A 25,660-nucleotide genomic window follows, 5' to 3' on the forward strand; every position below is an offset into this window, starting at 1 on the left:
GCATCGCAACCATGAAACATCTTTCGCTCGCGGCTGCCGCCGCGATCGTCCTGCTGAGCCCAGCGCACGCCGCGTCACCAAACTCAGAAGTGGGGTCGACCGGTATTGCAAAGATATGTCTTACAGACAACGACGTTCATCTTAGGCCCACAGATGAACTGGTCATTCCGGCGACAACCGTTTTCGAGGATGATGGGCCAAACATTGGGAAGCTAGAGGACCCATCAACATGGCGCTATGAAGCTAAAGAGGGCTTCAAGCTCCCCGCTCAATTTCTGACTTTGAATGCCGTCTCGCTCCGGAGCAGCAAGCCATGCGCAGAAGTGAATGTACAAATGCTGACCGGCGCAGGTGCGATCGAAATAGCAAGACGAGCCGCGGACAACCATATCTTCGTCATTAACGATGTACTCGACTACCCTGTTCCCACGACGCGGCCTCCGGTTGAGCTTGGCAAGCTAATCGACGACATCAGTGTCAAAGCCATATTGATCACCGACGTTACTCAAGCGGTCGTCCGGTCCAAGCCGACTATTCCCGACGACGCGGCGAACGCTGCAAGCTGTCTCTCTGGCGCTAAGAAGCTTGCCGCTTACCTCGGAGGCGGGACGGGGCAGCAAAGGAGCATGAACATCGAGATCGGCCACGTTGGAGCAGCTAGCGTGACTTATGGCTGCCCATTCGGCCCAAAGCAAAAGCCCGACTTTGCGGTTTATTGGGAAGGAAAGGCGCGACCGCCTTCTGGTATAGCGGCTCTTATCGCCAAGGGGGGCGAGTTCGTAACGGGGGCCACTCGCGCAGAAATCACGACGGAAACGTCGGCGTGCGTTACTGACGCGCTCAAATCAAGTGCTGCCGAACTTGCTGATCGGGAAGTCCGTGGCGTTAAAATCGAATGCCAAGCCTTTGCTCGCGATGGCGGCGGCGGGAGCGTCACAATTTACAGACGTTTCGGCCCCGATCCCGTACAACTCGAAATCTCCGACAAGGCGGCAAATGCTGCCGATCAAGCGTCACGCGACATAAAGATCGAAGATGATAGAAAAGCCGCTGAGGCGCTGCGGTTCGCAGAATGGTATCAAGACCCAACTATTCCACAGACCGTCAAGGCTTTTGCGATGATGGCTGCGCGCGTGATATCCCTCCAGCAAAGCTGCCCGTTCTCGAAATCCCACGAGGATAAGATTGCACGATGGGCGTCAGATGCCGGAGTGAAGTCGTCCGACATAGAGCCGGGTGGCCGCTACGCTTCTCTTATGACGAAGATGTTGGCGGAAATGAAATCTGGAACGGCGAAAGAAAGCATTGCGGAAGCGTGCGAGGCAATCAAGAAATACGATTAAGGGGCTGAACGCTGGAGGAAGCCATGGGCGACCGCACGGACAAAGTGTGGAAGAGTTTCGCGCACGAGGGGCCGATGATCTATTGGGCCAATATCCTTGTCACCGCCGCTTGCTTACTCGACTATTATTTCTCGGATCGCACTTGGGAAATCGAAACATTGGCCGCTCTAATCTTTCTGATCAACGGCTTCGCCCTATGGAATCGAAAGAACGAGTTGAACAAAGCATATAAGCTCGAAAGGGATGACATGGTCGAAGCGGCACGGAGCGATGCCGCACGCACCGAGCGACTGAAATCCCGGGGACTGATCTGAACTCGGCGGGGGTGCGAATGCCCCCACTAGCCGCCAATCCTTTTGTGTCTGCCTCAACGCAAACAAAAACGGCCAGGTCTTCCGACCCGGCCGCTCAAAACTCTCTCCGCGCTTTTCTGCGCCGCAGCTGAGCTACTCGCGCTCAGCTCGCCTTCTTCACGAACACCGGCTTGCCGACCTTCTTCTCGATCGCGCGCTTGAAATCGAGCGCACGGGGCGAGAGCACGTCGGCCTTGGACTTGATCAGGAAGGCGTCGAGGCCGCCATTGTGGTCGACGCTCTTGAGCGCATTGGTCGAGACGCGCAGGCGGATGTTGCGGCCGAGCGCTTCCGAGATGAAGGTGACGTTGGCCAGGTTCGGCAGGAAGCGCCGCTTGGTCTTGATGTTGGAGTGGCTCACCTTGTGGCCCGTCATGGGGCCCTTGGCCGTCAGTTCGCAGCGCCGGGACATCTCAAAAATCCTTATTGCATCCCCGCATCAGGCGGCACGTGCGATCACGCGGCCCGCGCGGGGGTTTTGAATTCGCGTCCATTTTCCAGGAACCGCGGGTGTATAGGGGCAGATCGCCGGAGCGTCAAGGTTTTAGGCCGTTTCGACCGGCGTCCCCCGGCGCCTGCGGCGTTATTTCTTGACGCGTTTTCGTGGACCGCGAACCGGAAGGCCACTTCGCTTGAAAACGCCCTGTTCATAAGCCGTTGCAGCCACTTAACGTCAGATATAGCAACCATATAAAGGGCGTATTCGGCTGCCATTCTGGGTTCCATACAAGACGCGCGCGTTGTCCGGCCGATTTGACTGCCTAGATGGACACGACGCAGCGCCGAATAGCAGGACCGTCAGGTACGTGACCACCCCAATCGCCTTTTTGGCCCCGCTCGGGCGGCTGCTCGGCCTTTGCGCCGGCGCTTTCTTGCTGTTCGGGGCGCACAACGCGAGCGCCCAGGGGCGGCTCGACGCCCAGTATGAGGCGACGCTCGCCGGTATCCCGGTCGGCAAGGGCGCCTGGGCCATCGAAATCGGCGACGACACCTTCTCGGCCTCGGCCCAGGGCGGCACCGCCGGGCTTCTGAAGGCGTTTTCCGGCGGCACCGGCACGGGGGCCTCGCAGGGCCGCGTCGTCAACGGCGTGCTGGTCGCCACCGCCTACACCGCGACCACCACCACCTCGAAGAAATCAGAGACCATCCGGATGGTGCTGGCCAACGGCGCCATCAAGGATTTCGCGATCGAACCGGAACCGCCGGTCGATGCCGACCGCATCCCCGTCACCGAGGCGCAGAAGAAGGGCGTGTTCGACCCGATGACCGGCTCGATGCTGCGCGCCCCCGGCAATGCCGACCTGATGAGCCCGGATGTCTGCCGCACCGGCGCCGGCGTGTTCGACGGGCGCATGCGCTACGATCTCAGGCTCGATTTCAAGCGGGTCGAGACCGTCAAGGCCGAGCACGGCTATCACGGCCCGGCGCTGGTCTGCGCGATCTATTTCGTGCCTGTTGCGGGCTACATCCCGGATCGCCCGGTCATCAAATACCTCGCCGCCCAGCGCAACATCGAGATCGCCTTCGTGCCGATCGCCGGCACCCGCATCCTGGTGCCGTTCCGCATGATGATCCCGACGCCATTGGGGCCTGCGATGCTGGAAGCGACGTCGTTCGTCACCACGGCCGCGCCGCCGCGCGTGGCGAAGACGCAGTAGGGATCGCCCCGGAATGACGGCTTCGTAGCCCGGATGGAGCGAAGCGAAATCCGGGGCCTGCGCATCCGCCGATCGACTTGTCCCGGATTGCGCTTCGCTTCATCCGGGCTACGCGAGCGTCGGGAATGTAACAAACGGCACCGGAATCCAGTTGACTCTTGCCCGCTTCTGATTCGACTCGTCCGGCTCTGGAATTTAGCAAAATGCCACCCGTCTCAGCCGCTTGTGGAGCCCTCGTAAACTTGATCTAGTGCCGCCGCATTGGAGTCCACGCGAGATGTTGCGGTGAACGGAACAGGCCTGAAACGGAGTCACCGATTCGGCCGCGATTCGTTCCGGACTCGTTCCGAAGCTTAAATCCGGCGTGTTGAGCGTCGCATTGTGAGACAGATTTTGCGAAATGACGGGTGAAGGAGTGAAGACCGCGGCTTCCATCTCTCACCGTCACCCTGAGGAGGCCGCGCAGCGGCCGTCTCGAAGGGCGGCGGCCCCGCTAGCTCCACGTGCGGATCGCGATGCGCGGCCCTATATCGGCCGTTCATCCTTCGAGACGCGCTGCGCGCTCCTCCAGCACAACGGCGAAGGCGCCGTTGTGCTAGGGATGACGGGTTAAGCAACTCGCCAACAGTTCAAGAAACACCTGTAAAATATGGCTTTCTCACATTCGTTCGGACATGACCGCGCACCCGGCGCCGGCGTTACCGCCGTGCTGGGGCCGACCAACACCGGCAAGACGCATCTGGCGATCGAGCGGATGCTGGCGCATTCGTCGGGAATCATCGGGCTGCCGCTGCGGCTGTTGGCACGCGAGGTCTACAACAAGGCCGTCGATCGCGTGGGCGTCGACAATGTCGCGCTGATCACCGGCGAGGAGAAGATCAAGCCGAAGGCGCCGCGGTTCTGGGTTTCGACCGTGGAGGCGATGCCGCGCGATCTCGACGTCTCGTTCCTCGCGGTCGACGAGATCCAGATCGCCGCCGATTTGGAGCGCGGGCATGTCTTCACTGATCGCATCCTCAACCGCCGCGGCCGCGATGAGACGCTGCTGCTGGGGGCTGCGACGATGCGCCCCATCATCGAACGGCTGCTGCCGGGTGCCTCGATCGTCACGCGGCCCCGCCTGTCGCAGCTCGAATTCGCCGGCGACCGCAAGATCACGCGGCAGCCGCGGCGGACTGCGATCGTCGCGTTCTCCGCCGATGAAGTCTATGCGATCGCCGAGCTGATCCGCCGCCAGCATGGCGGCGCGGCTGTCGTGCTGGGCTCGCTGTCGCCGCGCACACGCAATGCGCAGGTCGAGATGTTCCAGAACGGCGACGTCGATTATCTCGTCGCCACCGACGCTGTCGGCATGGGGCTCAATCTCGACGTCGATCATGTCGCCTTTGCCTCCGACCGCAAATACGACGGCTATCAGTTCCGCCGGCTGACGCCGTCGGAGTTTGCGCAAATTGCAGGCAGGGCAGGCCGCGCCACCCGCAACGGTACCTTTGGTACGACGGGGCGCTGCGCGCCGTTCGAGCCGGAGCTCGTCAACGCGCTGCAGAACCACACTTTTGACAGCGTGAAAATGCTGCAATGGCGGAATGCAAAACTCGATTTCGCCTCGCTCGGGGCACTGCAGGTGTCGCTGGCGCTGTCGCCCGGCCATGAGGCGCTGACGCGGGCGCAGCCTGCGGAGGACCAGCGCGTGCTCGATCACGTCGCGCGCGACGGCGATGTGCGCGATATGGCGCATGGCAAAGCCGCCGTGGAGCGGCTGTGGGAGGCCTGCCAGGTTCCGGACTATCGAAAGCTGGCACCGGCCGCCCATGCCGAACTCGTGACCACGCTCTATGGCTTCCTGATGCAAAAGGGGCGTATCCCGGACGCATGGTTTGCCGCCCAGATCGACCAGGCCAACCGCACCGACGGCGATATCGATACGCTGTCGGGCCGGATCGCGCAGATCCGGACCTGGACCTTCGTCGCCAACCGGCCGGACTGGCTGTCCGACCCGGAGCACTGGCAGGGGACCACGCGGGAGCTCGAAAATAAATTATCCGATGCGCTGCATGAACGGCTCACGGAGCGTTTCGTTGACAGGCGGACCAGTGTATTGATGCGCCGCCTGCGGGAGAACTCAGTTTTGAATACGGAAATTGGCAAGACCGGCGAAGTGATCGTGGAAGGCCATGCAATTGGCCGCCTCGACGGTTTCACCTTTGCACCAGATGCGGCCGAAGCGGGCTCAGACGCCAAGGCGCTGCAGGCCGCGGCCCAGCAGGTTCTGGCGAAAGAGATCGACGCGCGTGCCGAGAAATTGAGCGCCGGCGCGGACGATCAGTTCGTGCTGACCTCCGACGGCACCATCCGCTGGACCGGCGACGCGGTGGCCAAGCTTGTGGCAGCCGACGACGCGCTGCATCCGCGGCTGCGTATCATTTCCGACGAGCGGCTCTCCGGCGCGCCGCGCGAAGCGGTGCAGACCCGGCTCGACCTCTGGCTCAAAACGCATATCGAAAAACTGCTCGGGCCGCTGTTCGAATTGTCCAAGGCCGAGGATCTGCAGGGCATCGCCCGCGGCATCGCATTCCAGCTGGTGGAAGCGCTCGGCGTGCTCGAGCGCGCCAAGATCTCGGCCGAGATGAAGGATCTCGACCAGCCGTCGCGCGCGACGTTGCGCAAATACGGCGTGCGGTTCGGTGCCTACCACATCTATTTCCCGCTGCTGCTGAAGCCCGCGGCGCGCTCGCTGGCGTCGCTGCTGTGGGCCGAAAAACAAAGCAATGTCGACATGGCTATCCTGTCGAACGTGCAGCATCTGGCCTCGAGCGGACGGACTTCGTTCCCGGTCGACAAGCAGCTCGCCCGCGACGCCTATCGCGTGCTTGGCTATCGCCAGTGCGGCGAGCGCGCGGTGCGCGTCGACATCCTGGAGCGGCTCGCCGATCTGATCCGCCCGGCGCTGTCCTGGCGCGAGACCAATCCCGGCGACAAGCCCGCCGGCGCGTTCGATGGCCGTGGCTTTGTCGTGACGCAGGCGATGACCTCGCTGACCGGGTCGGCCGGCGAAGACTTCGCCTCGATCCTGCGCGCGCTCGGCTATCGCATGGACCGCCGCCCGCCATTGCCGCCGAAGCCGGTTGAGGCCGTCACCGTCGAGGCCACCGAGACCGTCGCCGTCGAGGCACCGCCCATCGAGGCGAGCGCGGACGCTGTTGTGGATGCGCCGGTCGATGCTGGCCCCGAGGCCGTCGCCGACGCGCCGGAGGCGGAAGCTGCCACCGATATGGAGGTTTCCGGCGATCCTGCGCCGTCAGCCGCACTGCTGCCCGATGTCGGCTTCGCGCCGGTCGCGGCGCCCGAGGAGACGCCCGTCGTCGTCGAGACGCAGCCTGAGCCCGTGGCCGAGGCCGCGCCGGAGCCCCCCGCTGAGGAAGCGCCTGCGGCCGAGGAGGCTGCTGCTGTCGAAGCCCCGGTGGAAGCTTCTGCTGAAGCGCCTGCCGAGACCGCAACGACCGAAGCTGCTCCCGCCGAGGCAGAGGCCGCGCCCGAGGCGCCGGCCGAGCCGCAACTGGTCGATGTCTGGCGCCCCGGCGGCCGCTCCGACGAGCATCGTCCGCGCCAGCACGACCGCAACCGCGATCGCAATCGCGGCCGTCACCAGGGCAAACCCGCCGAGGGCGGCGCGCCAGCCGCCGCGGCAGGCGAAGCGGCCCCGGGCGAGAAGCGCGAGCATCATCGCCGTCCGCGCCGTCACCAGGATTTCCGCGTGCCGCCGCGTGAGGGCGCGCCTGCCGAGGTTGCCGCTGCACCCGCCGCGCCCGTTGACGGCGCGCCGGCACCTGCACCTGACAACCGAGGCGATCGTGGCCCGCGCCGTGAGCGCTTCGAGGGCAAGGGACGCGATCGCGACAATGATCGTCCGAAGAAGTTCGGCGGCGATCGCAACAAGGGCGGCGATCGCGATCGTGGCGGCCGCGATTTCGGCCGTGACAAGGGCGGACGTGACAAGGGCGGGCCGTCGCATCGGCCCTACGCCTCAAGTGCGGCGCCGCCGCGCGAGCGCGACCGGCCGATCGATCCGAACTCGCCATTCGCCAAGCTCGCCGCGCTGAAGGAACAGCTCGCGGGCAACCGCAAGGATTGATTATCTCGATTGGATCGGCAGCGCCTCGACAAATGGCTGTGGCACGCGCGGGTGGTGAAGGCCCGCACCAGTGCTGCTGAGCTTGTCGAGAAAGGCCGCGTCCGCATCAACGGCACGCGCGAGAAATCGCCGGGGCATGCGGTCAAACTCGGCGACGTCGTCACCGTTGGGCTCGACAACAGCGTCCGCGTGCTGAAGGTTGTGGGCTTCGCCGAGCGGCGCCGCGATGCGGCTGCCGCGCGTCTGCTGTTCGAGGATTTGCAAGCTGGCAAGGAATAGCTATCTCAGCCTTGCCAAGTGCATGATCCGGAAAAGTGGCCCCGGTTTTCCGACAAGATCATGCGCCATACCAAAGCCGGCGGGCAGGAACGCCGGAATGCCCGGTTTTTCGCAGGCCGCTTCCCTTGCGGCTGGGGTATTCCTGCGCTAGGCAACCCCTCAAATAGTTGATCGTTTCGGAGTTTTGGATGACCTACGTCGTCACTGAAGCCTGCATCAAGTGCAAATATACCGACTGCGTTGAGGTGTGTCCCGTCGACTGCTTCTACGAGGGCGAGAACATGCTCGTCATCCATCCGGACGAATGCATCGATTGCGGCGTGTGCGAGCCGGAGTGCCCGGCCGACGCGATCAAGCCGGACACCGAGCCGGGCTTGGAGAAGTGGCTCGAGGTCAACACCGAATACGCCAAGAGCTGGCCGAACATCACCCAGAAGAAGGACTCGCCCGAGGACGCCAAGGAGTGGGAAGGCAAGGAAGGCAAGTTCGAGAAATATTTTTCTGCGAATCCGGGTTCAGGCGACTGATTCGCTACCCCCGCGCGAACAAGGGCGGGCTGTGGCGCGTTCCGGCCCGTTCCAGCCCTCGCAGGCCCCTGATCGGCCTGCCGGTTTAACCCTAATGACGGACATATGACCGAATGGTCTCTGGATAGGTCCGGAATCGGGCGTAAATCATTGATTTTTGCGGAAAATGTGCTATATTGGGCACATTACAAGCCAAGAACTCGCTGCCATGCGTACCTTGTGGCTTCGAGGTTCCCGCAAACATCGAACAGGGGCGTGGCAGTTTCCGCGCGCAGGCTGTGTCACAGAAAACGCGTAAAAAGAGTGCTTCTAAGACCACGAAAAAAGCCGCTGTCGTTGCTCGCAGCGCAACCAAGGGCCGTGCCAAGGCGTCCGTGAAGGTCGCCAAGAAGGCCGCGGCCGCAAAGTCCTCAAAGAACAAAAGAAGCCTGATGCCAGACAAGACTGCCAAGACTGCCGCGAAAGCGACAGCTGCGAAGCCCGCTGCCGCGAAGGTCGCCCCGAAGCCTGCGGTTGCCAAGACTCCTGTTGCCAAGCCTTCCGTCGCCAAGCCTGCCGCTGTTGCTGCTCCCAAGCCGGCGGCGCCGAAGGCTGCTGCCCCCGTCGTCGCTCCGAAGGTTGCCGCGAAGCCGGTGGCTGCGCCCCGTGTCGAGGAGCCGAAGAAGGTCGTGACCCAGCGCCAGGGCTTCAAGGCTAACGAATTCGTCGTCTATCCGGCTCACGGCGTCGGCCAGATCCTGGCGATCGAGGAGCAGGAGATCGCGGGCGCCAAGCTCGAACTGTTCGTGATCAATTTCATGAAGGACAAGATGACGCTGCGCGTCCCGACGGCGAAGGTCGCCAATGTCGGCATGCGTAAGCTGTCGGACCCGGCGCTGGTCAAGCGGGCGCTGGAGACGCTGAAGGGCCGCGCCCGCGTCAAGCGCACCATGTGGTCGCGCCGCGCCCAGGAATACGAAGCCAAGATCAACTCGGGCGACATCGTCGCGATCGCCGAAGTGGTCCGCGATCTCTATCGCTCGGAATCGCAGCCCGAACAGTCCTACAGCGAACGCCAGCTTTACGAAGCCGCGCTCGACCGCCTGTCGCGCGAAATCGCCGTCGTCCAGCACTCGACCGAGACCGAAGCGGTCAAGGAAATCGAAAGCCAGCTCGCCAAGAGCCCGCGCCGCGGCGCCAAGTCCGAAGCCGGTGAAGGCGATGCCGAGGGCGAAGCCGAAGGTGAGGATGCCGACGGCGACGACACCGCGGTGGCCGACGAAGCCGCCTGAAAGGGTTCGACGGATTGAAAACAAAAGCCCGGTCGCAAGACCGGGCTTTTTGCTTGTTATGATGAGAAGGTCTCGCCACTCGGACAGTCACCTCTCCCTTTGTGGGAGAGGTCGGATTGCATCGCAGATGCAATCCGGGTGAGGGGTCACGGTCTATCGAGGGACCTCTCCTCGCGGATAGACTGCACCCCTCACCCGGAGCGCATTCCGCTTCGCTGCATCCGCTCCGGCCTCTCCCACAAGGGGAGAAGCGGCCGGAGTGCATGGAGATGGTGCAGTTTTCTCGCGCCAGCAAAAGATGGAAGAGCCACTCGCGGCTCTCCTGCCTCAGCTCTCTCAGTCGCTTTCGTCGCCAGACAGCGATCGCGATCGCGTCTCGGGTGCGATGAGTGCTGCTAACAGGCTGACCCCTGCAAGACCTGCGAGCCAGGCCGGCGCGGGCCAGTAGCGTCCATCGGCCCATTTCACCAGCGCTGTCGCGATCAATGGCGTGAGACCGCCACCCAGTGCCGCTGAGAGCTGGTAGCCCAGCGATGCGCCCGTATAGCGAACGCTGGTCTTGAACAGCTCCGGGCCGAACGAGCCCATGATTCCGAACAGCACACCGTTGGCAACTCCGCCGATCGCCATGCCGAGCAGGATCAACGACGTGACCTTGGTGTTCACCAGCCAGAACAGCGGGAAGGCGAACGCGATCGTGAACATCGCTGCGAGAATGAACACCGGGCGGCGCCCGATCCGGTCCGAGAACGCGCAGACCGGAACGATAATCAGAAGCTCGGTGATCGCAAACACGAGGACACCGTTGAGCATCAATTCCCGGGGCAGACCGAGATTTATCGAGCCATAGGCGACCATGAAGGTCACGTAGACGTAGAAGCCTCCGCTGGTGACGAGAAACAGCCCGGCCGCCAGCAAGACTTCTTTCCACTGGGTCCGCAGAGTCTCGGCGAGTGGAAATGCCGCGATCGCGTTCTCGCGTTTGGCCTGCGAGAAGGCCTTGCTCTCGGGCATCGAGAAACGGGCGACCGCACCGACCAGCACCAGCACCACACTCAGGAGAAACGGAAGCCGCCAGCCCCATGAAGCAAATTGCTCTGATGTCGTCATCGCGGTGGTGGCCGCGAACACCAGCGTTGCGATCACCAGACCCGCCGGGGATCCCAGTTGCGGCAGGCTGCCGAGCAGCCCGCGACGGGATTGCCCTCCGCTTTCGGTCATGATCAGCACAGCGCCGCCCCATTCGCCGCCGAGGCCAATGCCCTGGATCAAGCGGAGAGCCACGAGCAGGATCGGCGCGAAAATGCCGATCGCATTGTAGTTCGGCAGACATCCGACCAGCAGCGTTGCGCCCCCCATCAGCAGGAACGTCGTGATCAACGTCGACTTGCGGCCGATCCGATCGCCCATATGCCCGAAGATGATCGCGCCGATCGGACGCGCCAGGAATCCGGCGGCGAAGGTCGCGAATGCGAGCAGGGTGCCGGCGACTGGATCGACGTTTGGAAAGAACTGGGAGTTGAAAATCAGCGCTGCGGCCAGGCCATAAACCTGAAAATCGTACCATTCGATCGTCGTGCCGACGGTCGCTGCCAAAGCCGTGCGTGCAAGTGAACCCGCGGCCTGATCGGCGGGAACATGCGCCGCCACGTCCGAAATCTGCGTCATGAATCAGCTCCTTACGCGCAACACGCGCTGCCTGACGATGCTCTTGATTTCCTATCGATCTTAGATTATCGATAATCTAAGATCAGGCAACATCATGGGATTGTCAAGGATGACGCTCGCAGAAGGCCTCTCAGGCATCACCACCGCCAAGCTCTCGACGCCGGAGTTGATCGCCGAACAGCTGCGCCGCGCCATCCTCCTCGGAGCGATTGCCGGTGGCGCGCAGCTCAAACAGAACGACGTTGCCGCGCGGTTCGGCGTCAGCGTTGCGCCGGTGCGCGAAGCGCTGCAGCGGCTCGTCGCCGACGGATTGGCAGTGCTGCATCCCAACCGCGGCGTGACCGTCTCGCAGATCTCTGAACAGGACTTTCTCGAGATCGCCGAACTTCGCGCGCTGCTCGAACCGCACGCGCTTCGCTATTCCGCGCCGCGGCTGACGCAGGCGAACCTGGAATACTCCGAAGCCATTCTCAGCAAAGCCGCCGCTGCCGCAGACCCGCTGGACCGGGCCAGCCTGCATTGGGAGTTTCACCGCAGCCTCTACCAGCGCGCCGAGAGGCCGCGGCTGCTGTCGCAAATCGCCGGCCTCTACCAGGGTATCAACCGCTATTTGCTGCCGGCATGGGCGCAGTCCGGCCTCAGTCCCGGCTGGGTCGATAGCCATCTCCTGATCGTGGCGGCGATCCGCGACGGTGACATCGACGGTGCGTCGCGCCTCATCGTCAGCCAGACCGACGCATCGACCAGGCGCGTGCAGGCGCATTTGCACCGGGGCGACGTTGCGAGGAAGGACCTGAAGCGATGATCGACCTTTCGCAATTCAAGGTGCTCACTTTCGACTGCTATGGAACGCTGATCGACTGGGACACATCGATCGCGCAACTGGTCGAACCCTGGCTCAGGGAGATGAACTCGCCGGTGCCGCCGGACCTCGTCGTCAGCACGTTCGCCCTGATGCAGGCCAGGCATCAGCAGACCCGCCCGACGCTGCTGTATCCCGAGGTACTCAGGCGATCATGGCGCGACATCGAGGAGCAGTTCGGATGGGACGCAAATCCCGCTCGCGCCGATGCGTTTGCGCGATCCGTGCCGCATTGGCGCCCCTTCGCGGACACGCTCGAAAGCCTGCGCTATCTAGGCCGCTACTACGATCTCGCGATCCTCTCGAACGTCGACAATGCCTCGCTGGCCGGCACGCTCAAAATGCTGGAAGTGCCCTTCCTGTTCACCGTCACGGCGGAGGATGTTCGGTCCTACAAGCCGGAGCAACCTCACTTCGATGCGGCGTTTCGTGAAGTCGCCCAACGCGGCATGCGCAACAGCGACATCCTTCATGTCGCCCAAAGCAAGCACCACGATGTAACGCCCGGCAACCGGCTCGGCCTGACGACCGCGTGGGTCAACCGCCGCCACGGCAAGAAGGGCACCGGCGCTACGCTCGCAACGACAGCCGAGCCCAGCCTGACCGTCAATTCGCTGGCCGAGTTGGTTGATCTGCACAGATCGACGCAAGCCGGAACGTCTCCGGCTGCCCTTAGCCAAACGTGAACGCATAGGCGTTCACGCCGGCGTCGAGGAAGCGGATCTCGAACGTGTGGTCGGCGACCGCGCCGGTGTTGCGGATCAGTTGATAGAGCCGTTGCCCGGTCACGACGCCGTTGCCGTCGGCGTCGGTATCGACGCCATGCGCGTCAGCCGGCCGCTTGCCGTCGATCGTGACGCGGAAGCGGATCGGCTTTCCGTCGGGTGCCGGACCGAGCACCAGATGCAGGTCGCGCGCATGGAAACGATAGACGATGCTGCCGCCTGAAACGTTGAGCATCGCCCGTTCGCCGCCGATGATCCAATTACCGGTCAGCGACCAGTCGTTGAGCGCGGGCGTTCCTGCCGCGTAGGTGTTGTCCTTGTCCTGGACCACGCCGCCCGGCGAGACGAAGCGGTCGATGCGATTGTAGCCGACATAGGTCTCGGGCGAGTTGACCTGATCCGCCATCGAGGCGGCTTCCGCGCCGGACGCATTGACGGCGACGATGCCGTTCGGAACGTCCTTGTTGCCGGCTTCGGTGAGCAGTTGCTGGATGATCCGTTCGGACTCGTCGTACTCGCCTTCGCCGAAATGGTGGTGGCGAATCTTGCCATTGGCATCGATGAAATAATGCGCCGGCCAGTATTCGTTCTCGAAGGCGCGCCAGATCGCGTACTCGTTGTCGATCGCGACCGGATAGCCGATCTTGAGTGTCGCGATCGCCGCGCGCACATTGTCGACATTGCGCTCGAAGGCGAACTCCGGCGCGTGCACGCCGATCACCACCAGCCCGTGGTCGCGATATTTCTCAGCCCAGGCGCGGATGTAAGGGATCGAGCGCAGGCAATTGATGCAGGAATAGGTCCAGAAGTCGACCAGCACGACCTTGCCCTTGAGGCCTTCGGTCGTCAGCGGCGGCGAGTTCAGCCATTGCGTGGCGCCGTCGAGCGCGGGCGCTAGCCCTTCCGAGGGCAGCGCCTGCGTCTCGCCGGGCTTGCCCTGCATGGTCATCGTCATCGACGGCTTGCCGGTCATCGCCGCCGTGCTCTCGCGCGGGCGCAATTTGTCGAGCAGGCTCTGTTCGAGCGAATTTGTCCCCGCAACCGAGAGATTGGTCAGCAGCCCGGTGTCGAGGCCGAGCGCGATCGCACCGACGCCGACCAGCACCGCAGCTCCAAGTCCGCGCCTGATCCATTCCCCGGCGCCGATCGAGCGCTTCATCGCCGCGAAGACGCGGCCGCCGATCAGGAGTGCCAGCGCCAGCGACGTCGCCGCGCCGGCGGCGTAGGCCAGCAGCAGCAGGGTGGTCTGGAAATTGGCGCCCTTCAGCGCGGCGCCGGTCAGGATCAGGCCGAGCACCGGACCGGCACAGGGCGCCCACAGGAATCCGGTCGCGACGCCGAGCAGCAGCGGGGTGAGGAACGCACGCTCGGATCCCTGTCCTGCGGTTTCGGAAAGGCGCGCGCCGAACGACACCAGCGGACGCATCAGGCGATCCGCAAGCGACGGAAACAGCAGCGTCAGGCCGAACAGCGCGAGCAGCACCAGCGCGATGGTCCGGCCGTATTGATTGGCTGACACGACCCAGCCGCCGGCGACGGAGGCCAAGGTCGCCACGACGGCGAAGGAGAGCGCCATGCCGATCAGCATCGGCAGGCCGTTGTTCAGGAACGGCCGGTCGGCGCGCGCCAACACGAACGGAATCACCGGCAGGATGCAGGGGCTGACGATGGTCAGCACGCCTGCGAGATAGGCGAGCAAGGGCAGAATCATGGCTGTTCCGTTCGGCTGATGTCGCGACTCGGCCGCTTTATATCGGTAATTATATAACGGTCCAGTAGCCGACGCCGATGCCTTATCTGTCCGGTGCGCAGACAGCGGCATAATCGCGGATATGTGAAGTCTGTAGCCTGGATGAAGCCAACGGGTCGCGCGAATGCGCGCCCGATGACAGGCTCCGCGAAATCCGGGGCAGGTCTATCCGCAGCTACAACTCGTGCCCATTCACCGCCGTCGTCCCGGCGAAAGCCGGGACCCATAATCACCGTCATCGATTGTTAGAAAAGGCTGGGGCTACAACGCGCTCAGACAACACGACCCTGTGGTTATGGGTCCCTGCTTTCGCAGGGACGACACCCGGAGAGATCGCGCAATAGGCTACGGCAGGCGCCGATGACGCCTACTTCACCCGCTGCTTCTCCAGCTTTCTTGCCAATGTCCGGCGGTGCATGCCCAACCGCCGCGCCGCCTCGGAGATGTTGAAATCGGTCTCGATCAGGGTCTGGTGGATGCGCTCCCATTCCAGCGTCTTGATCGAGGTCGGACGGGCGCCGAGCGCGATGTCGGCATTCCCTGCGGCTTTCTGGAACGCAGCCTCGATGTCGTCGGTGTTCGATGGCTTTGCCAGATAGTGGCAGGCGCCGAGCTTGATCGCCTCGACCGCGGTCGCGATGCTGGCAAATCCAGTCAGCACCACGATCAGCATCTCTGGATCATGGGCATGCAGCGCTTCGACGCAGGCGAGTCCGGAGGCGCCGCCGGCGAGCTTGAGGTCGACGACGGCGTAGCCGGGCGACTGCGCGTCCATGAGGTGACGGACCTCGTCGAGCGAGGTTGCGACGACGACGCTGTAGCCGCGGCGCTCAAACGAGCGTTTCAGCGTGCGGGCGAAGCCGGCATCGTCCTCGACGATCAGGAGCTGGCGGTCATCCGTCAAAGCCATCTCCGATCGCAAGCGTCGCCAGCGGCAGCTCGAGCCGGACCGAGGCGCCGATATCCGGCCGGTTGCATGCGCTCACCACACCGCCAAGCTTGCGCACGACATTGACGACCAGGAACAGACCGAGGCCGCTGCCCGGGCTGCCCTTGGTCGACTGGTAGGGCTTTCCGACATGCGGCAGCATCTCGCGCGGAAAGCCGGGCCCGCGATCGGTCACCGACAGCACCAGCGTATCGGCCTTGCGTTCGGCCATCAGTTCGATCCAGTCGCGCGAGACCTCGGCGGCATTATCAAGCACGTTGAAGATCGCCTGCTTGAGCGCGATGTCGGAGACGACAGGCAGATCGGCGCCGAACGCGTTGCGGAAGTACAGCGTGGCCGATGGCCGCGTGGTCCGCCATTCGTCCACCAAGGCGGTCAGGAAGGCCGCGACCGTGGTCGGCGCGGAACCTTCGCCGCGCGCTTGGCCGGCCGACAGCAGGATGCCGGTCACGATCGATTTGCAGCGCTGCAGCGAGGTCTCCATCTCGCCGAGATCGTGCGACAGCTCGGGGTCGGAAGCGAGCGCCGGCATCCGGCGCCAGTCGCTCAGGATCACCGACAGCGACGACAGCGGCGTGCCGAGCTCGTGCGCCGCGCCCGACGCCAGCAAGCCCATCCTGACGATGTGATCCTGCTCGGCGGCATGCTGGCGCAGCGCGGCGAGATGCGCATCGCGTTCGCGCAGGTTCCGGTTGATGCGGGTGACGAACACCACAAGCAGCACGGCATCGAGCACGAAGCCGATAAACATGCCGGCCAGATACAGGCTGAAGTGGTCGTAGAAGTCGTACAGCGGCACTCCCAGCGGCCGATAGGCAACGGTCAGCCAGGCGAAGCTGAGGCAGGCGAGCGCCACCAGCGACCAGATCGACCGTGTGTCGAGCAAGACAGCACCGAGCGTCACCTGCAGCAGAAACAGCGAAGTGAACGGGTTGGTCGCTCCGCCGCTCAGATAGAGTTGGGCGGTCAGGGCAGCGACGTCGAGCATCAGTGCGAGCAGCAGCCCGCGCCTGCCGATTCCCGCGCGGTCGTGCACCCAGATCATGCTTGCGATGTTGAGTGTCACCAGTGCGCCGATCACGGCCACCATGGCGGCAAGCGGCAAGGCAATGCCGAGCCAGAATTCGACAAAGGCGATCGTCACGATCTGGCCGATCACCGCGGTCCAGCGCAGCTGGATCAGCAGCGCCATGTTCTTGCGATTGACGGCGTCGTTGGTCGGCAGCGAGGCGAGGTCGAACGGCGTGCCCGTGGGCACGCTGCCGGCTGGTGGCATCACGATGCCGCCTGGTGCTGCTTCCCCGTCATGCAGATCCGATGTGCGCTCGAGCATCTGGGCCTGTGGTGCGAGACAGATTGCGTGCTGCGCCGATCAGGCCGCGCACGGCGGCGCGCCTTGGGTCCCGCGTTGGGTCGGTGCCGCCGGCGCGACCCCTGCCGCTGATGACGCGCAGGAGCGTAGCCGCCAGCATAAAGGCGAGCGCGAACCATGTCAGCGCGTAAATCAGGTGGTTGTTGGGAAACCGGACAATCGTGAGGCCGCCGACCGGGTATCCGCCGGGGCTTTGGACCGCGTCGGCGTCAACGAAGAAGGGGGCTGTCTGCGGCAATCCGTGCACAGCGGCGATCGCGGTGACGTCGCGCGAGAACCAGCGGCCGGCCGCAGGGTCGTTGTTGCGCAGGAAGCCGCCCTTCGGCTCGGACATCCGCAGCAGGCCGGTGACGCTCACCATGCCCTGCGGGGCGCCCTCGCGCCGGGTCGCGGGATCGCGCCTGTCGGGCGGGACGAAGCCGCGGTTGACCAGCACGGTGGTTCCATCAACTGTCAGCAGCGGGGTCAGCACCCAGAAGCCGGGACCGTCCGATGTCACGGCCTGTACCAGCGTTTCATCGGCATGCAGGAATTGGCCGCTGACGGTGACGCGCCGGTATTCGTCGCTGGCCGCCGTGATCGTGGGCGATGATCGCGGTGCGGGTATCGCGGTCGGCGCCGCATGGATGCGCGCCTCGACCCGCTCGATCAGCGCCAGCTTCCAGGTCCGCCGCTCGATCTGCCAGACACCGAGCGCGGTCAGTGCCACCACGCCCAGCATGCCGAGCGTGAGCAGCAGAAGCGAGGGCCTGGAGAGGCGTCTCGTCACGGCATCTGGCTCATGTCGTGCATCGGCATCATGTTGGTGTTGAGGTGATGCATGACCCACAGCGAACCGGTCAGCGCGATCACCACCATGATCACGGTGAAGATCAGCGCCATCATGGTCCAGCCGTTCTCGGACCGCGTATTCATGTGCAGGAAGTAGACCATGTGCACGACGATCTGCACGGCGGCGAACACCAGCACGATCAGCGCGGTGACCTGCTTGTCGTCCAATACGCCTGTCATCACCAGCCAGAACGGGATCGCGGTGAGGACGACGGAGAGGCCGAAGCCGATCAGGTAGCTCTTCAGCGACCCGTGCGAGGCCGTATCATGGGCGTGGTCGTCGGAGTGCAAGGCATAAGAGTCTGTTGTCATCGCAGCATTCCCAGGAGATAGACAAAGGTGAAGACGCCGATCCAGACCACGTCGAGGAAGTGCCAGAACATGGAGAGGCACATCAGCCGGCGCCGGTTGGCCTCGATCAGGCCGAAGCGGGCGACCTGCGTCATCAGCGTCACCAGCCAGATCAGGCCGCAGCTGACGTGCAGGCCGTGGGTGCCGACCAGGGTGAAGAAGGACGACAGGAAGGCGCTGCGCTGCGGGGTTGCGCCCTCATGGACCATGTGGGCGAACTCGGTCAGCTCGATGCAGATGAAGGCGAGGCCGAACAGTCCGGTGATCGCGAGCCAGGCTTGCGTCGCGCGAACCTGTGACTTCTCCATCGTCAGCATGGCGAAGCCGTAGGTGATCGACGACAGCAGCAGCATCGTGGTGTTGAGCGCGACGAGCTTGAGGTCGAACAGGTCCTTCGGCGCCGGGCCGGCGGCGTAGTTGCCGCCGAGCACGCCATAGGTCGCAAACAGGATCGCGAAGATGAGGCAATCGCTCATCAGATAGAGCCAGAAGCCCAGCATGGTGCTGGTGCCTTCGGGGTGCTCATGCTCGTCGATCAGGTGGAAGACCGGCTCGGAATTTTGCGAGGGGGCGACGGCAATGGTCATGACTTGGCTCCCGCGGCGAGCATCTGCGTGCGCGCGTCCTCGGCCCGCACCACCTGATCCGCCGGGATGTGGAAGTCGCGGTGATAGTTGAAGGTGTGGCCGATCGCGACAGTGAGCAGGGCTATGAAGCTGACGGCAGCGAGCCACCAGATGTACCAGATCAGGCCGAACCCCATCGCGGTCGCGAGGCCGGCGAGGATGATGCCCGTTCCGGTATTGCTGGGCATGTGGATCGGTTTGAAGCCGGTCAGCGGACGCTGGTAGCCGCGGCGCTTCATGTCCCACCAGGCGTCGGTGTCATGGACAACGGGTGTGAAGGCGAAATTGTAGTCCGGCGGCGGCGATGAGGTCGCCCATTCCAGCGTCCGCGCGTTCCAGGGATCGCCGGTGAGGTCGCGCAGCTGCTCGCGTTTGAGAATGCTGACCGCGAACTGCATCAGCATGGACATGATGCCGAGCAGGACCAGGAACGCGCCGATGCCGGCGAGGATGAACCAGATCTGCAGGGAGGGGTCGTCGAACACGCGCAGCCGCCTTGTGACGCCCATCAGGCCGAGCACATAAAGCGGCATGAAGGCGAGGTAGAAGCCGGAGACCCAGAACCAGAACGACAACTTGCCCCAGAACGGATCGAGCTTGAAACCGAACGCCTTCGGGAACCAGTAGTTGATGCCGGCGAACAGGCCGAACAGCACGCCGCCGATGATCACGTTGTGGAAATGCGCGACCAGGAACAGGCTGTTATGCAGCACGAAGTCGGCCGGCGGCACCGCCAGCAAAACGCCGGTCATGCCGCCGATCACGAAGGTCAGCATGAAGGCGATCGTCCACATCATCGGCAGCTCGAAGCGGATGCGGCCGCGATACATCGTGAACAGCCAGTTGAACATCTTCGCGCCGGTCGGGATCGAGATGATCATGGTGGTGATGCCGAAGAACGAGTTCACGCTGGCGCCGGAGCCCATCGTGAAGAAATGATGCAGCCACACGAGATAAGAGAGGATGGTGATGACGACGGTCGCGTAGACCATCGAGGTGTAGCCGAACAGCCGCTTGCCCGAGAACGTCGAGGTCACCTCGGAGAAGATGCCGAACGCGGGGAGGATCAGGATGTAGACCTCGGGATGGCCCCAGATCCAGATCAGGTTCACGTACATCATCGGGTTGCCGCCGAAGTCGTTCGTGAAGAAGTTGGTGCCGACGTAACGGTCGAGCGACAGCAGCGCCAGCACGACTGTCAGCACCGGGAAGGAGGCGACGATCAGGACGTTGGTGCAGAGCGAGGTCCAGGTGAACACCGGCATCTTCATCATCGTCATGCCCGGCGCGCGCAGCTTGACGATGGTGCAGATCAAATTGATGCCCGACAACGTCGTGCCGACGCCGGCGACCTGCAATCCCCATATGTAATAGTCGACGCCGACGTCGGGACTGTAGCCGAGGTTCGACAGCGGCGGGTAGGCGAGCCAGCCGGTGCGGGCGAACTCGCCGATGAACAGCGACAGCATCACCAGCGCGCCGCCGCCGACCGTCATCCAGAAGCTGAAATTGTTGAGGAACGGGAACGAGACGTCGCGGGCGCCGATCTGCAGCGGCACGACGTAGTTCATCAACCCCGTCACCAGCGGCATCGCGACGAAGAAGATCATGATCACGCCATGCGCGGTGAAGACCTGGTCGTAGTGATGCGCGGGGAGGAATCCCTCGGAGCCGTTGAAGGCGATCGCCTGCTGCAGGCGCATCATCAGCGCGTCTGCGAAGCCGCGCAGCAGCATCACGATGCCGAGGATCATGTACATGATGCCGATGCGCTTGTGGTCGACGGTGGTGAACCATTCGCGCCACAGATAGGTCCACAGCCGGAAGTAGGTGACGATGGCAAACAGCGCGAGGCCGCCGGTCGCGACCACCGCGAAGGTGCCGACCAGGATCGGCTCGTGCAGCGGCAGCGATTCGATGGAGAGGCGGCCGAAGATCGCCTTGAGGATGTCGGGGTTCATGCGGCCCTCTTAGGAGTCTGATTTCGGACGCTGGCCGAGCAGCAATGATGTCGATGATGGATGCGCCGGCGAGAACGGCGGGCGCTTCAGCCCGACGCCGCGTAGCGGCGTCATGTCGAACGGCGCATTGACCTCGCGTGTCGGCGTGTCCTTGATCTCGTCGATCGCGCAGATGCCGGCAACGAAGACAGGCTCGCTGCCGAGCGGCGCGCCGCGGCGGGCATATTTGTCGTAAGCCAGCGGCAGCGTGTTGTTGAGGCCCTCACGGCCGAGCCCGCCCTTGGCGTCGATATCCGTCATCTCGCTCATGCACATCTTGCCTGACTCGACGCACATGTTGAGGATCGCCTTGTAGAGGTCGCGATCGACGGTGCCGTAGAGGCGCACCGGATCGTTCGAGCTCGGCTTTTCAAGCTGCAGATAATCGCTACGCCCGAGCATGTTGGTGCTGGCCTTGGCGTTGGCGACCCATTTGTCGAAGTCGGCGGCCGAGGTGCTCTTGAATTCGAAGTGCATGCCGGAGAAGCCGGCGCCGCTGTAATTGGCGGAGAAGCCGCGGAAGCTGCCTTCCTTGTTGGCGACCGCGTGCAGCTTGGTCTCCATGCCGGGCATGGCGTAGATCTGGCCGGCGAGTGCGGGGATGTAGAAGGAGTTCATCACGGAGGAAGCCGTGATGCGGAAGCGGATCGGGCGATCGATCGGGGCTGCGAGCTCGTTGAGCGAAGCGACGCCGTAATCGGGGTAGATGAACAGCCACTTCCAATCGAGCGCGACCACCTCGACGTTGAGTGGCGCGTCCTTGCCCTCGATCGGCCGGTCGGCGGCGATGCGGCCGAGCGTGCGGTAGGGATCGAGCAAATGGGTGCCCATCCAGGTCAGCGCGCCCAAGCAGACGATGATCAGCAGCGGCGCCGACCAGATCACCAGCTCGAGCTGGGTCGAGTGATCCCAATCCGGCTCGTAAGTCGCCGCGGTGTTGGACTGGCGGTAGCGCCAGGCGAAGAACACGGTCAGCGCCATCACCGGCAGCACGATCAGGAGCATCAGGACGGTGGAGATCAGGACGAGGTCGCGCTGCTGCACGGCGATGTCGCCGGCTGGCGCCAGGACGACGAAGTCGCACCCCCCGAGCAGGGCCGCAAACGGCAATAAGGCCAATAGTTTCAAGGCGCGCACGGCTCACCCCACTAGAATTTCATGAGTTGTGCCAAGGGCTAGCTGCGATGCAGCAAATTTGACATTGGACAATTTGTCCAATGTTGCAGTGCGGGATAGGCCGTCAAACATGCAACCGGACCGTGACGGAATCCGTCCGCGGCCCACCATGTTCAACGACAGACAACGGCGCAATCGCGATGGCACAGGCCCCTGCAAGCACCCTTGCTACGACCCTTGGAGCCCCGGAGGCCGCCGGTCACGGCCAGGCGAAGCCGGGCGAAATCGCCATCGGCGTCATCATCGGGCGCACCTCGGAATTCTTCGATTTCTTCGTCTATGCGATCGCCTCGGTGATCGTGTTTCCGAAGCTGGTGTTCCCGTTCGTCAACGAACTGACCGGGACGCTCTATTCCTTCGGGATCTTCGCGCTCGCCTTCGCCGCGCGGCCGCTCGGCACCGTCATCTTCATGGCGGTCGACCGCCGCCACGGCAAGGGCGCCAAGCTCGTCATCGCGCTGTTCCTGCTCGGCACCTCCACGGTCGCGATCGCGTTCCTGCCCGGCTACAACGAGATCGGCGTGGCCGCGATCTGGCTGCTCGCCGCGGCGCGTCTCGCGCAGGGCATCGCCTGGGGCGGTGCATGGGACGGCCTGGCCTCGCTGCTCGCGCTCAATGCGCCGCCGCAGCATCGCGGCTGGTATGCGATGGTGCCGCAGCTCGGCGCGCCGCTCGGGCTGATCGTGGCGAGCGCGCTGTTCGCCTTCTTTGCCGGCAATCTGTCGGCGGATGATTTCTTCGACTGGGGCTGGCGCTATCCGTTCTTCGTCGCCTTCGCCATCAACGTCGTGGCGCTGTTCGCGCGGCTGCGCATGGTGGCAACACCTGAATATTCCGATCTGTTCGAAAGCCGCGATCTGCAGCCGGCGCGCGTCGCCGAGACGATCCGGCACGAAGGCCGCCACATCCTGCTTGGTGCGTTCGCGCCGCTGGCGAGCTTTGCGCTGTTCCACATGGTCACGGTGTTTCCGCTGTCCTGGGTGTTCCTGTTCACCCGCGAGAGCCCAGTGCGCTTCCTGATCATCGAGATGGTCGGCGCGATGGTCGGCGTTGGCGCGATCGTGGCCTCGGGCATGATCGCTGACCGCGTCGGGCGCAAGCCGCTGCTGATCGGTTCCGCGATCGCGATCGCCGTGTATAGCGGCTTCGCCCCGCAGCTGCTCGATGCCGGTGCGGTCGGCGAGACCGTGTACATGGTGCTCGGCTTCATCCTGCTCGGCCTCTCATTCGGCCAGTCGTCGGGCGCGATCGCCTCCAGCTTCGCGCGGGCCTATCGTTACACAGGCTCCGCGCTGACCTCGGATTTCGCCTGGCTGTTCGGCGCTGGTTTTGCGCCGCTGGCAGCGCTGCTGCTCGCGACCCATTTCGGGCTGATCTCGGCGGGCGCTTACTTGCTGTCGGGCGCAGTGTGGACGCTGCTGGCGCTGTGGCTGAGCGGATTGCGCGAAGCCGAGGTTGATTAGCGAAACAACCCGTCGACGCGGAAGGAATAGCCGAGGCCGACGATATAGCTCGGCGAATTGCGGTTGAGGCCGAACGCGACATGGAAGTCGACCTGCTGCGTCGGCGTCAGGTGATACATGCCGCCGGAATTGATTAGCTGGGTGGGGCGTGCGCCATCCGGATAGTCGCCGACATATTCGGTGAACACGCTGATCCGCTCGGTCAGCTTGTTCTCGATCACGAAAGTCGCCTCCGACATGTGCTGGCCCGTCAGCTCGGCGGGACGGAAGAATTCCGTGAACATGCCGCTGACGCCCCAGCCGTGATCGAGCTCCCATGACCATGGCAACTGGATGTAGGGTTGTGTGCCGCGCCCGGCGACCCCTGCTGCGCCGCTCGGCAGCGCGACGCCGGCGGTAACAGACATGTCGATCCTTCCGGGCACCGGGCTGACCTGCCATTTGATCGCCGGCGCGACGTCCGAAAAACCTGATGCCCCAGGTGACTTCACGTTGCCGGTGTAACTCGGCAGGTCGACCAGCACTTCGAGACAGGGCGCGATGCCGAGCCGCCAGCGGCTGTTGGTGCCGTCGATGGTGCGGCCGCCATCGCGGCCGGTCAGGTTGACGCCGTTCTCGTTCTGCAGGCTGCCGACCGGCACGACGATGCTCGAATTGGTGACGTCGGGCCGGTCTGTCGCAATCTCATCGCTTGCTCTCGGACATCCTTCAGCATGTGCGCCGGCAGCCGTCGATATCGCGAGTGCAGCAAGCATGCACAAGCGCCGACAGACCTGCGCGACACCATCGAACCGGTACGAACCCAACTGCCTTGTGCCTCCACGCTCCCGCGGTCGCTCCGAGCCCGCAGGATAGATCGCGCAGGCGGCGTGATTATTCCCGCTCTCTCGCGTGTCGTCCCTGTCTAGTGCGCAATTGCGCACGGGAGCAGGGACCCATAACCACAGGGTTGTGTTGCCTGAGCGCGCTGTGGCCCCAGCTTCTTTCAACAACCGAAAACGGTGGTTATGGGTCCCGGCCTTCGCCCATAGGCGCTAAAATAGGATTTGCGCGTTGGATTTGCGTGTGATTCCAAGAAGAGATGAGAAACGAATCGCTTGTGAACGAAGACTGGGCGCGTGTTGTTTCGCGGCTGGGCGGAGCTGAGGCTCTGGAGGCTGGCGCGCGGGAGACGAAGGCGTTTGTTCGCCCGCGCGAGATCAGCAATGCAGTCGATCTGCTGCGGCTGATCCTTGCGTATTGCCTGGGCACGAGAGGTCTGCGGTTGACGGCGGCATGGGCGACTTCGGTGGGCCTTGTCGATATCTCCAACGTGGCTCTGTTATACCGGCTGCGTCAGTCCGGGGATTGGCTTGCACAGCTGATAGGCCGGGCACTTGCGAGCGGTGCGCCGAAGGCAAGCCGCGGTCGACTGATCCGCATCGTTGACGCCACGACGGTCCCAAAAGCTGGAACCGGCGGCAGGCAGAAGAATGCGGTGTGGCGCATCCACAGTGCGTTCGATCTTCCGCAAGAACGTTTTGGTCACTTCGAGCTGACCGACGAACGCGCGGGCGAGACGCTGGACCGGATCCCGCTGATTGCCGGCGAGATCCGTCTTGCCGACCGCGCCTATCTGCAGCCGGAGCGCATGGCGTATCTGGTCGAGGCCGGTGCGGACTTCGTGATCCGCTCGGGCTGGAAGAGCGCTTGTTGGCTGGATCGCAAAGGCAATCTGATCGATCTCGTCGCCGAACTGCGCAAGGCCGCGGCACGCGGCATCATCGACCGGCCGATCTGGGTAAAACGCAAGTCTGGTGGAGCACCGCTTGCTGTGCGTTTGGTTGCCGTCAAGAAACCTGCAGATGCGGCTCAGGCTGCACGGCGCAAGGCACGCAGGACGGCTCAGAAGGGAGGCCATCGTCTCTCCAGGCAAACGCTTGATGCTGCGGATTGGGTGATCCTGGTGACCTCGCTCAAGCCCGAGGACTTCACAACCGCTGATCTGCTTGCCCTTTACCGGCTGCGATGGCGGATCGAACTCGGCTTCAAGCGGCTGAAGAGCCTGATTGGCTTGAAAGGACCTCCAGGAACTGACGAGCGGTCTGCCAGACCCCATATCCTCGCTCACCTGCTGATCATTCTTCTGCTCGAGCCGCTTGTCGACGAACTCGAGGACTCTCCCCGCTTGGCCGAAGCCGCCTAACCAGACCTGCAGCATGGCGCCTGCTCCGTCAGCTCATCGCCTCCCTGCTCCAAGCCATCATTCCCCAGCCCACAATCGCGCGTCTGCGCAGAGCCAGCCTCGCTCTCCAACGACATCTGCGCGAGCCTCCCAGACGTAA

Annotated in this window: 22 protein-coding genes; 11 read left to right on the forward strand and 11 right to left on the reverse strand. The window is 63.7% G+C overall.

What is annotated here, in order from left to right; genetic code table 11:
• Positions 1 to 11: 11 nt before the first annotated feature.
• A complete protein-coding gene (locus UP09_RS02200; RefSeq protein WP_156164398.1) occupies positions 12 to 1,343 on the forward strand; it encodes a hypothetical protein in 1,332 nt (443 codons plus the stop codon).
• A gap of 23 nt (positions 1,344 to 1,366) precedes the next feature.
• Positions 1,367 to 1,657 carry a hypothetical protein gene (locus tag UP09_RS02205; protein ID WP_044536370.1) on the forward strand — a complete coding sequence of 97 codons (291 nt, stop codon included), beginning with the start codon at positions 1,367 to 1,369 and terminating at the stop codon, positions 1,655 to 1,657.
• A 142-nt stretch (positions 1,658 to 1,799) separates the two neighbouring features.
• Here the strand turns inward: UP09_RS02205 and rpmB are convergent, their stop codons facing one another.
• The gene (rpmB, locus tag UP09_RS02210) at positions 1,800 to 2,108 is read right to left on the reverse strand and encodes a 50S ribosomal protein L28 (RefSeq protein WP_044536371.1); all 309 of its coding nucleotides are present in this window, start codon (positions 2,106 to 2,108) and stop codon (positions 1,800 to 1,802) included.
• 394 nt (positions 2,109 to 2,502) lie between these two features.
• Here rpmB and UP09_RS02215 point away from each other — a divergent pair, with 394 nt between their 5' ends.
• The 5 genes from UP09_RS02215 (at position 2,503) to UP09_RS02235 (ending at position 9,563) form a co-directional block, all read left to right on the forward strand.
• Complete coding sequence (locus tag UP09_RS02215; RefSeq protein ID WP_502689023.1) at positions 2,503 to 3,354, forward strand: DUF3108 domain-containing protein; 852 nt, start codon at positions 2,503 to 2,505, stop codon at positions 3,352 to 3,354.
• A gap of 649 nt (positions 3,355 to 4,003) precedes the next feature.
• Positions 4,004 to 7,486: a helicase-related protein gene (locus UP09_RS02220; protein WP_044536372.1), complete on the forward strand. Its 3,483-nt coding sequence runs from the start codon at positions 4,004 to 4,006 to the stop codon at positions 7,484 to 7,486.
• Positions 7,487 to 7,495: 9 nt separating this feature from the next.
• On the forward strand, positions 7,496 to 7,765 hold the full coding sequence (locus UP09_RS02225) for an RNA-binding S4 domain-containing protein (protein WP_044536373.1): 270 nt from the start codon (positions 7,496 to 7,498) through the stop codon (positions 7,763 to 7,765).
• Positions 7,766 to 7,953: 188 nt separating this feature from the next.
• Positions 7,954 to 8,292: a ferredoxin FdxA gene (gene fdxA, locus UP09_RS02230; protein WP_044536374.1), complete on the forward strand. Its 339-nt coding sequence runs from the start codon at positions 7,954 to 7,956 to the stop codon at positions 8,290 to 8,292.
• Between the two features lie 431 nt (positions 8,293 to 8,723).
• Positions 8,724 to 9,563, forward strand: a complete 840-nt coding sequence (locus tag UP09_RS02235) for a CarD family transcriptional regulator (protein WP_082069937.1) — start codon at positions 8,724 to 8,726, stop codon at positions 9,561 to 9,563.
• 336 nt (positions 9,564 to 9,899) lie between these two features.
• On the opposite strand, the gene UP09_RS02240 is transcribed toward UP09_RS02235, so the two are convergent.
• Entirely contained in the window at positions 9,900 to 11,231 is a 1,332-nt protein-coding gene (locus UP09_RS02240) for an MFS transporter (protein WP_082069932.1), read from the reverse strand.
• 109 nt (positions 11,232 to 11,340) lie between these two features.
• Between UP09_RS02240 and UP09_RS02245 the strand changes: the two genes are divergently transcribed.
• The gene (locus UP09_RS02245; protein WP_044536375.1) at positions 11,341 to 12,036 is read left to right on the forward strand and encodes a GntR family transcriptional regulator; all 696 of its coding nucleotides are present in this window, start codon (positions 11,341 to 11,343) and stop codon (positions 12,034 to 12,036) included.
• Positions 12,033 to 12,779, forward strand: a complete 747-nt coding sequence (locus tag UP09_RS02250) for an HAD-IA family hydrolase (RefSeq protein WP_044536376.1) — start codon at positions 12,033 to 12,035, stop codon at positions 12,777 to 12,779. Before UP09_RS02245 ends, UP09_RS02250 begins: the two co-directional genes overlap by 4 nt.
• Here UP09_RS02250 and UP09_RS02255 read toward each other — a convergent pair.
• From UP09_RS02255 to cyoA, 8 genes are all read right to left on the reverse strand, one after another.
• Complete coding sequence (locus UP09_RS02255; RefSeq protein ID WP_044536377.1) at positions 12,766 to 14,529, reverse strand: cytochrome c biogenesis protein DipZ; 1,764 nt, start codon at positions 14,527 to 14,529, stop codon at positions 12,766 to 12,768. The two genes, UP09_RS02250 and UP09_RS02255, sit on opposite strands and share 14 nt — an antisense overlap.
• A gap of 406 nt (positions 14,530 to 14,935) precedes the next feature.
• A complete protein-coding gene (locus tag UP09_RS02260) occupies positions 14,936 to 15,472 on the reverse strand; it encodes a response regulator transcription factor (protein WP_044536414.1) in 537 nt (178 codons plus the stop codon).
• The gene (locus UP09_RS02265) at positions 15,462 to 16,793 is read right to left on the reverse strand and encodes an ATP-binding protein (protein WP_044536415.1); all 1,332 of its coding nucleotides are present in this window, start codon (positions 16,791 to 16,793) and stop codon (positions 15,462 to 15,464) included. Before UP09_RS02265 ends, UP09_RS02260 begins: the two co-directional genes overlap by 11 nt.
• Positions 16,794 to 16,821: 28 nt before the next feature.
• Positions 16,822 to 17,610, reverse strand: coding sequence for an SURF1 family protein (locus UP09_RS02270; RefSeq protein WP_197082584.1), 789 nt, complete (start codon positions 17,608 to 17,610; stop codon positions 16,822 to 16,824).
• A 44-nt stretch (positions 17,611 to 17,654) separates the two neighbouring features.
• Positions 17,655 to 18,032: a cytochrome o ubiquinol oxidase subunit IV gene (cyoD, locus tag UP09_RS02275; protein ID WP_044536378.1), complete on the reverse strand. Its 378-nt coding sequence runs from the start codon at positions 18,030 to 18,032 to the stop codon at positions 17,655 to 17,657.
• Complete coding sequence (gene cyoC / locus UP09_RS02280; protein WP_044536379.1) at positions 18,029 to 18,658, reverse strand: cytochrome o ubiquinol oxidase subunit III; 630 nt, start codon at positions 18,656 to 18,658, stop codon at positions 18,029 to 18,031. The genes cyoD and cyoC overlap by 4 nt, the downstream gene beginning before the upstream one ends.
• On the reverse strand, positions 18,655 to 20,658 hold the full coding sequence (gene cyoB / locus UP09_RS02285; protein WP_044536380.1) for a cytochrome o ubiquinol oxidase subunit I: 2,004 nt from the start codon (positions 20,656 to 20,658) through the stop codon (positions 18,655 to 18,657). Before cyoB ends, cyoC begins: the two co-directional genes overlap by 4 nt.
• Before the next feature lie 9 nt (positions 20,659 to 20,667).
• Complete coding sequence (gene cyoA / locus UP09_RS02290; RefSeq protein WP_044536381.1) at positions 20,668 to 21,834, reverse strand: ubiquinol oxidase subunit II; 1,167 nt, start codon at positions 21,832 to 21,834, stop codon at positions 20,668 to 20,670.
• Positions 21,835 to 22,013: 179 nt separating this feature from the next.
• Here cyoA and UP09_RS02295 point away from each other — a divergent pair, with 179 nt between their 5' ends.
• Complete coding sequence (locus UP09_RS02295; protein ID WP_044536382.1) at positions 22,014 to 23,336, forward strand: MFS transporter; 1,323 nt, start codon at positions 22,014 to 22,016, stop codon at positions 23,334 to 23,336.
• On the opposite strand, the gene UP09_RS02300 is transcribed toward UP09_RS02295, so the two are convergent.
• Positions 23,333 to 24,091 carry a transporter gene (locus tag UP09_RS02300; RefSeq protein ID WP_044536383.1) on the reverse strand — a complete coding sequence of 253 codons (759 nt, stop codon included), beginning with the start codon at positions 24,089 to 24,091 and terminating at the stop codon, positions 23,333 to 23,335. The genes UP09_RS02295 and UP09_RS02300 overlap by 4 nt on opposite strands.
• Positions 24,092 to 24,417: 326 nt before the next feature.
• On the opposite strand from UP09_RS02300, the gene UP09_RS02305 reads away from it, so the two are divergent.
• Positions 24,418 to 25,521, forward strand: coding sequence for an IS4 family transposase (locus UP09_RS02305; RefSeq protein ID WP_044535962.1), 1,104 nt, complete (start codon positions 24,418 to 24,420; stop codon positions 25,519 to 25,521).
• Positions 25,522 to 25,660: the final 139 nt, after the last annotated feature.

This window comes from Bradyrhizobium sp. LTSP885, from assembly GCF_000938305.1.
Lineage (GTDB): Bacteria > Pseudomonadota > Alphaproteobacteria > Rhizobiales > Xanthobacteraceae > Bradyrhizobium.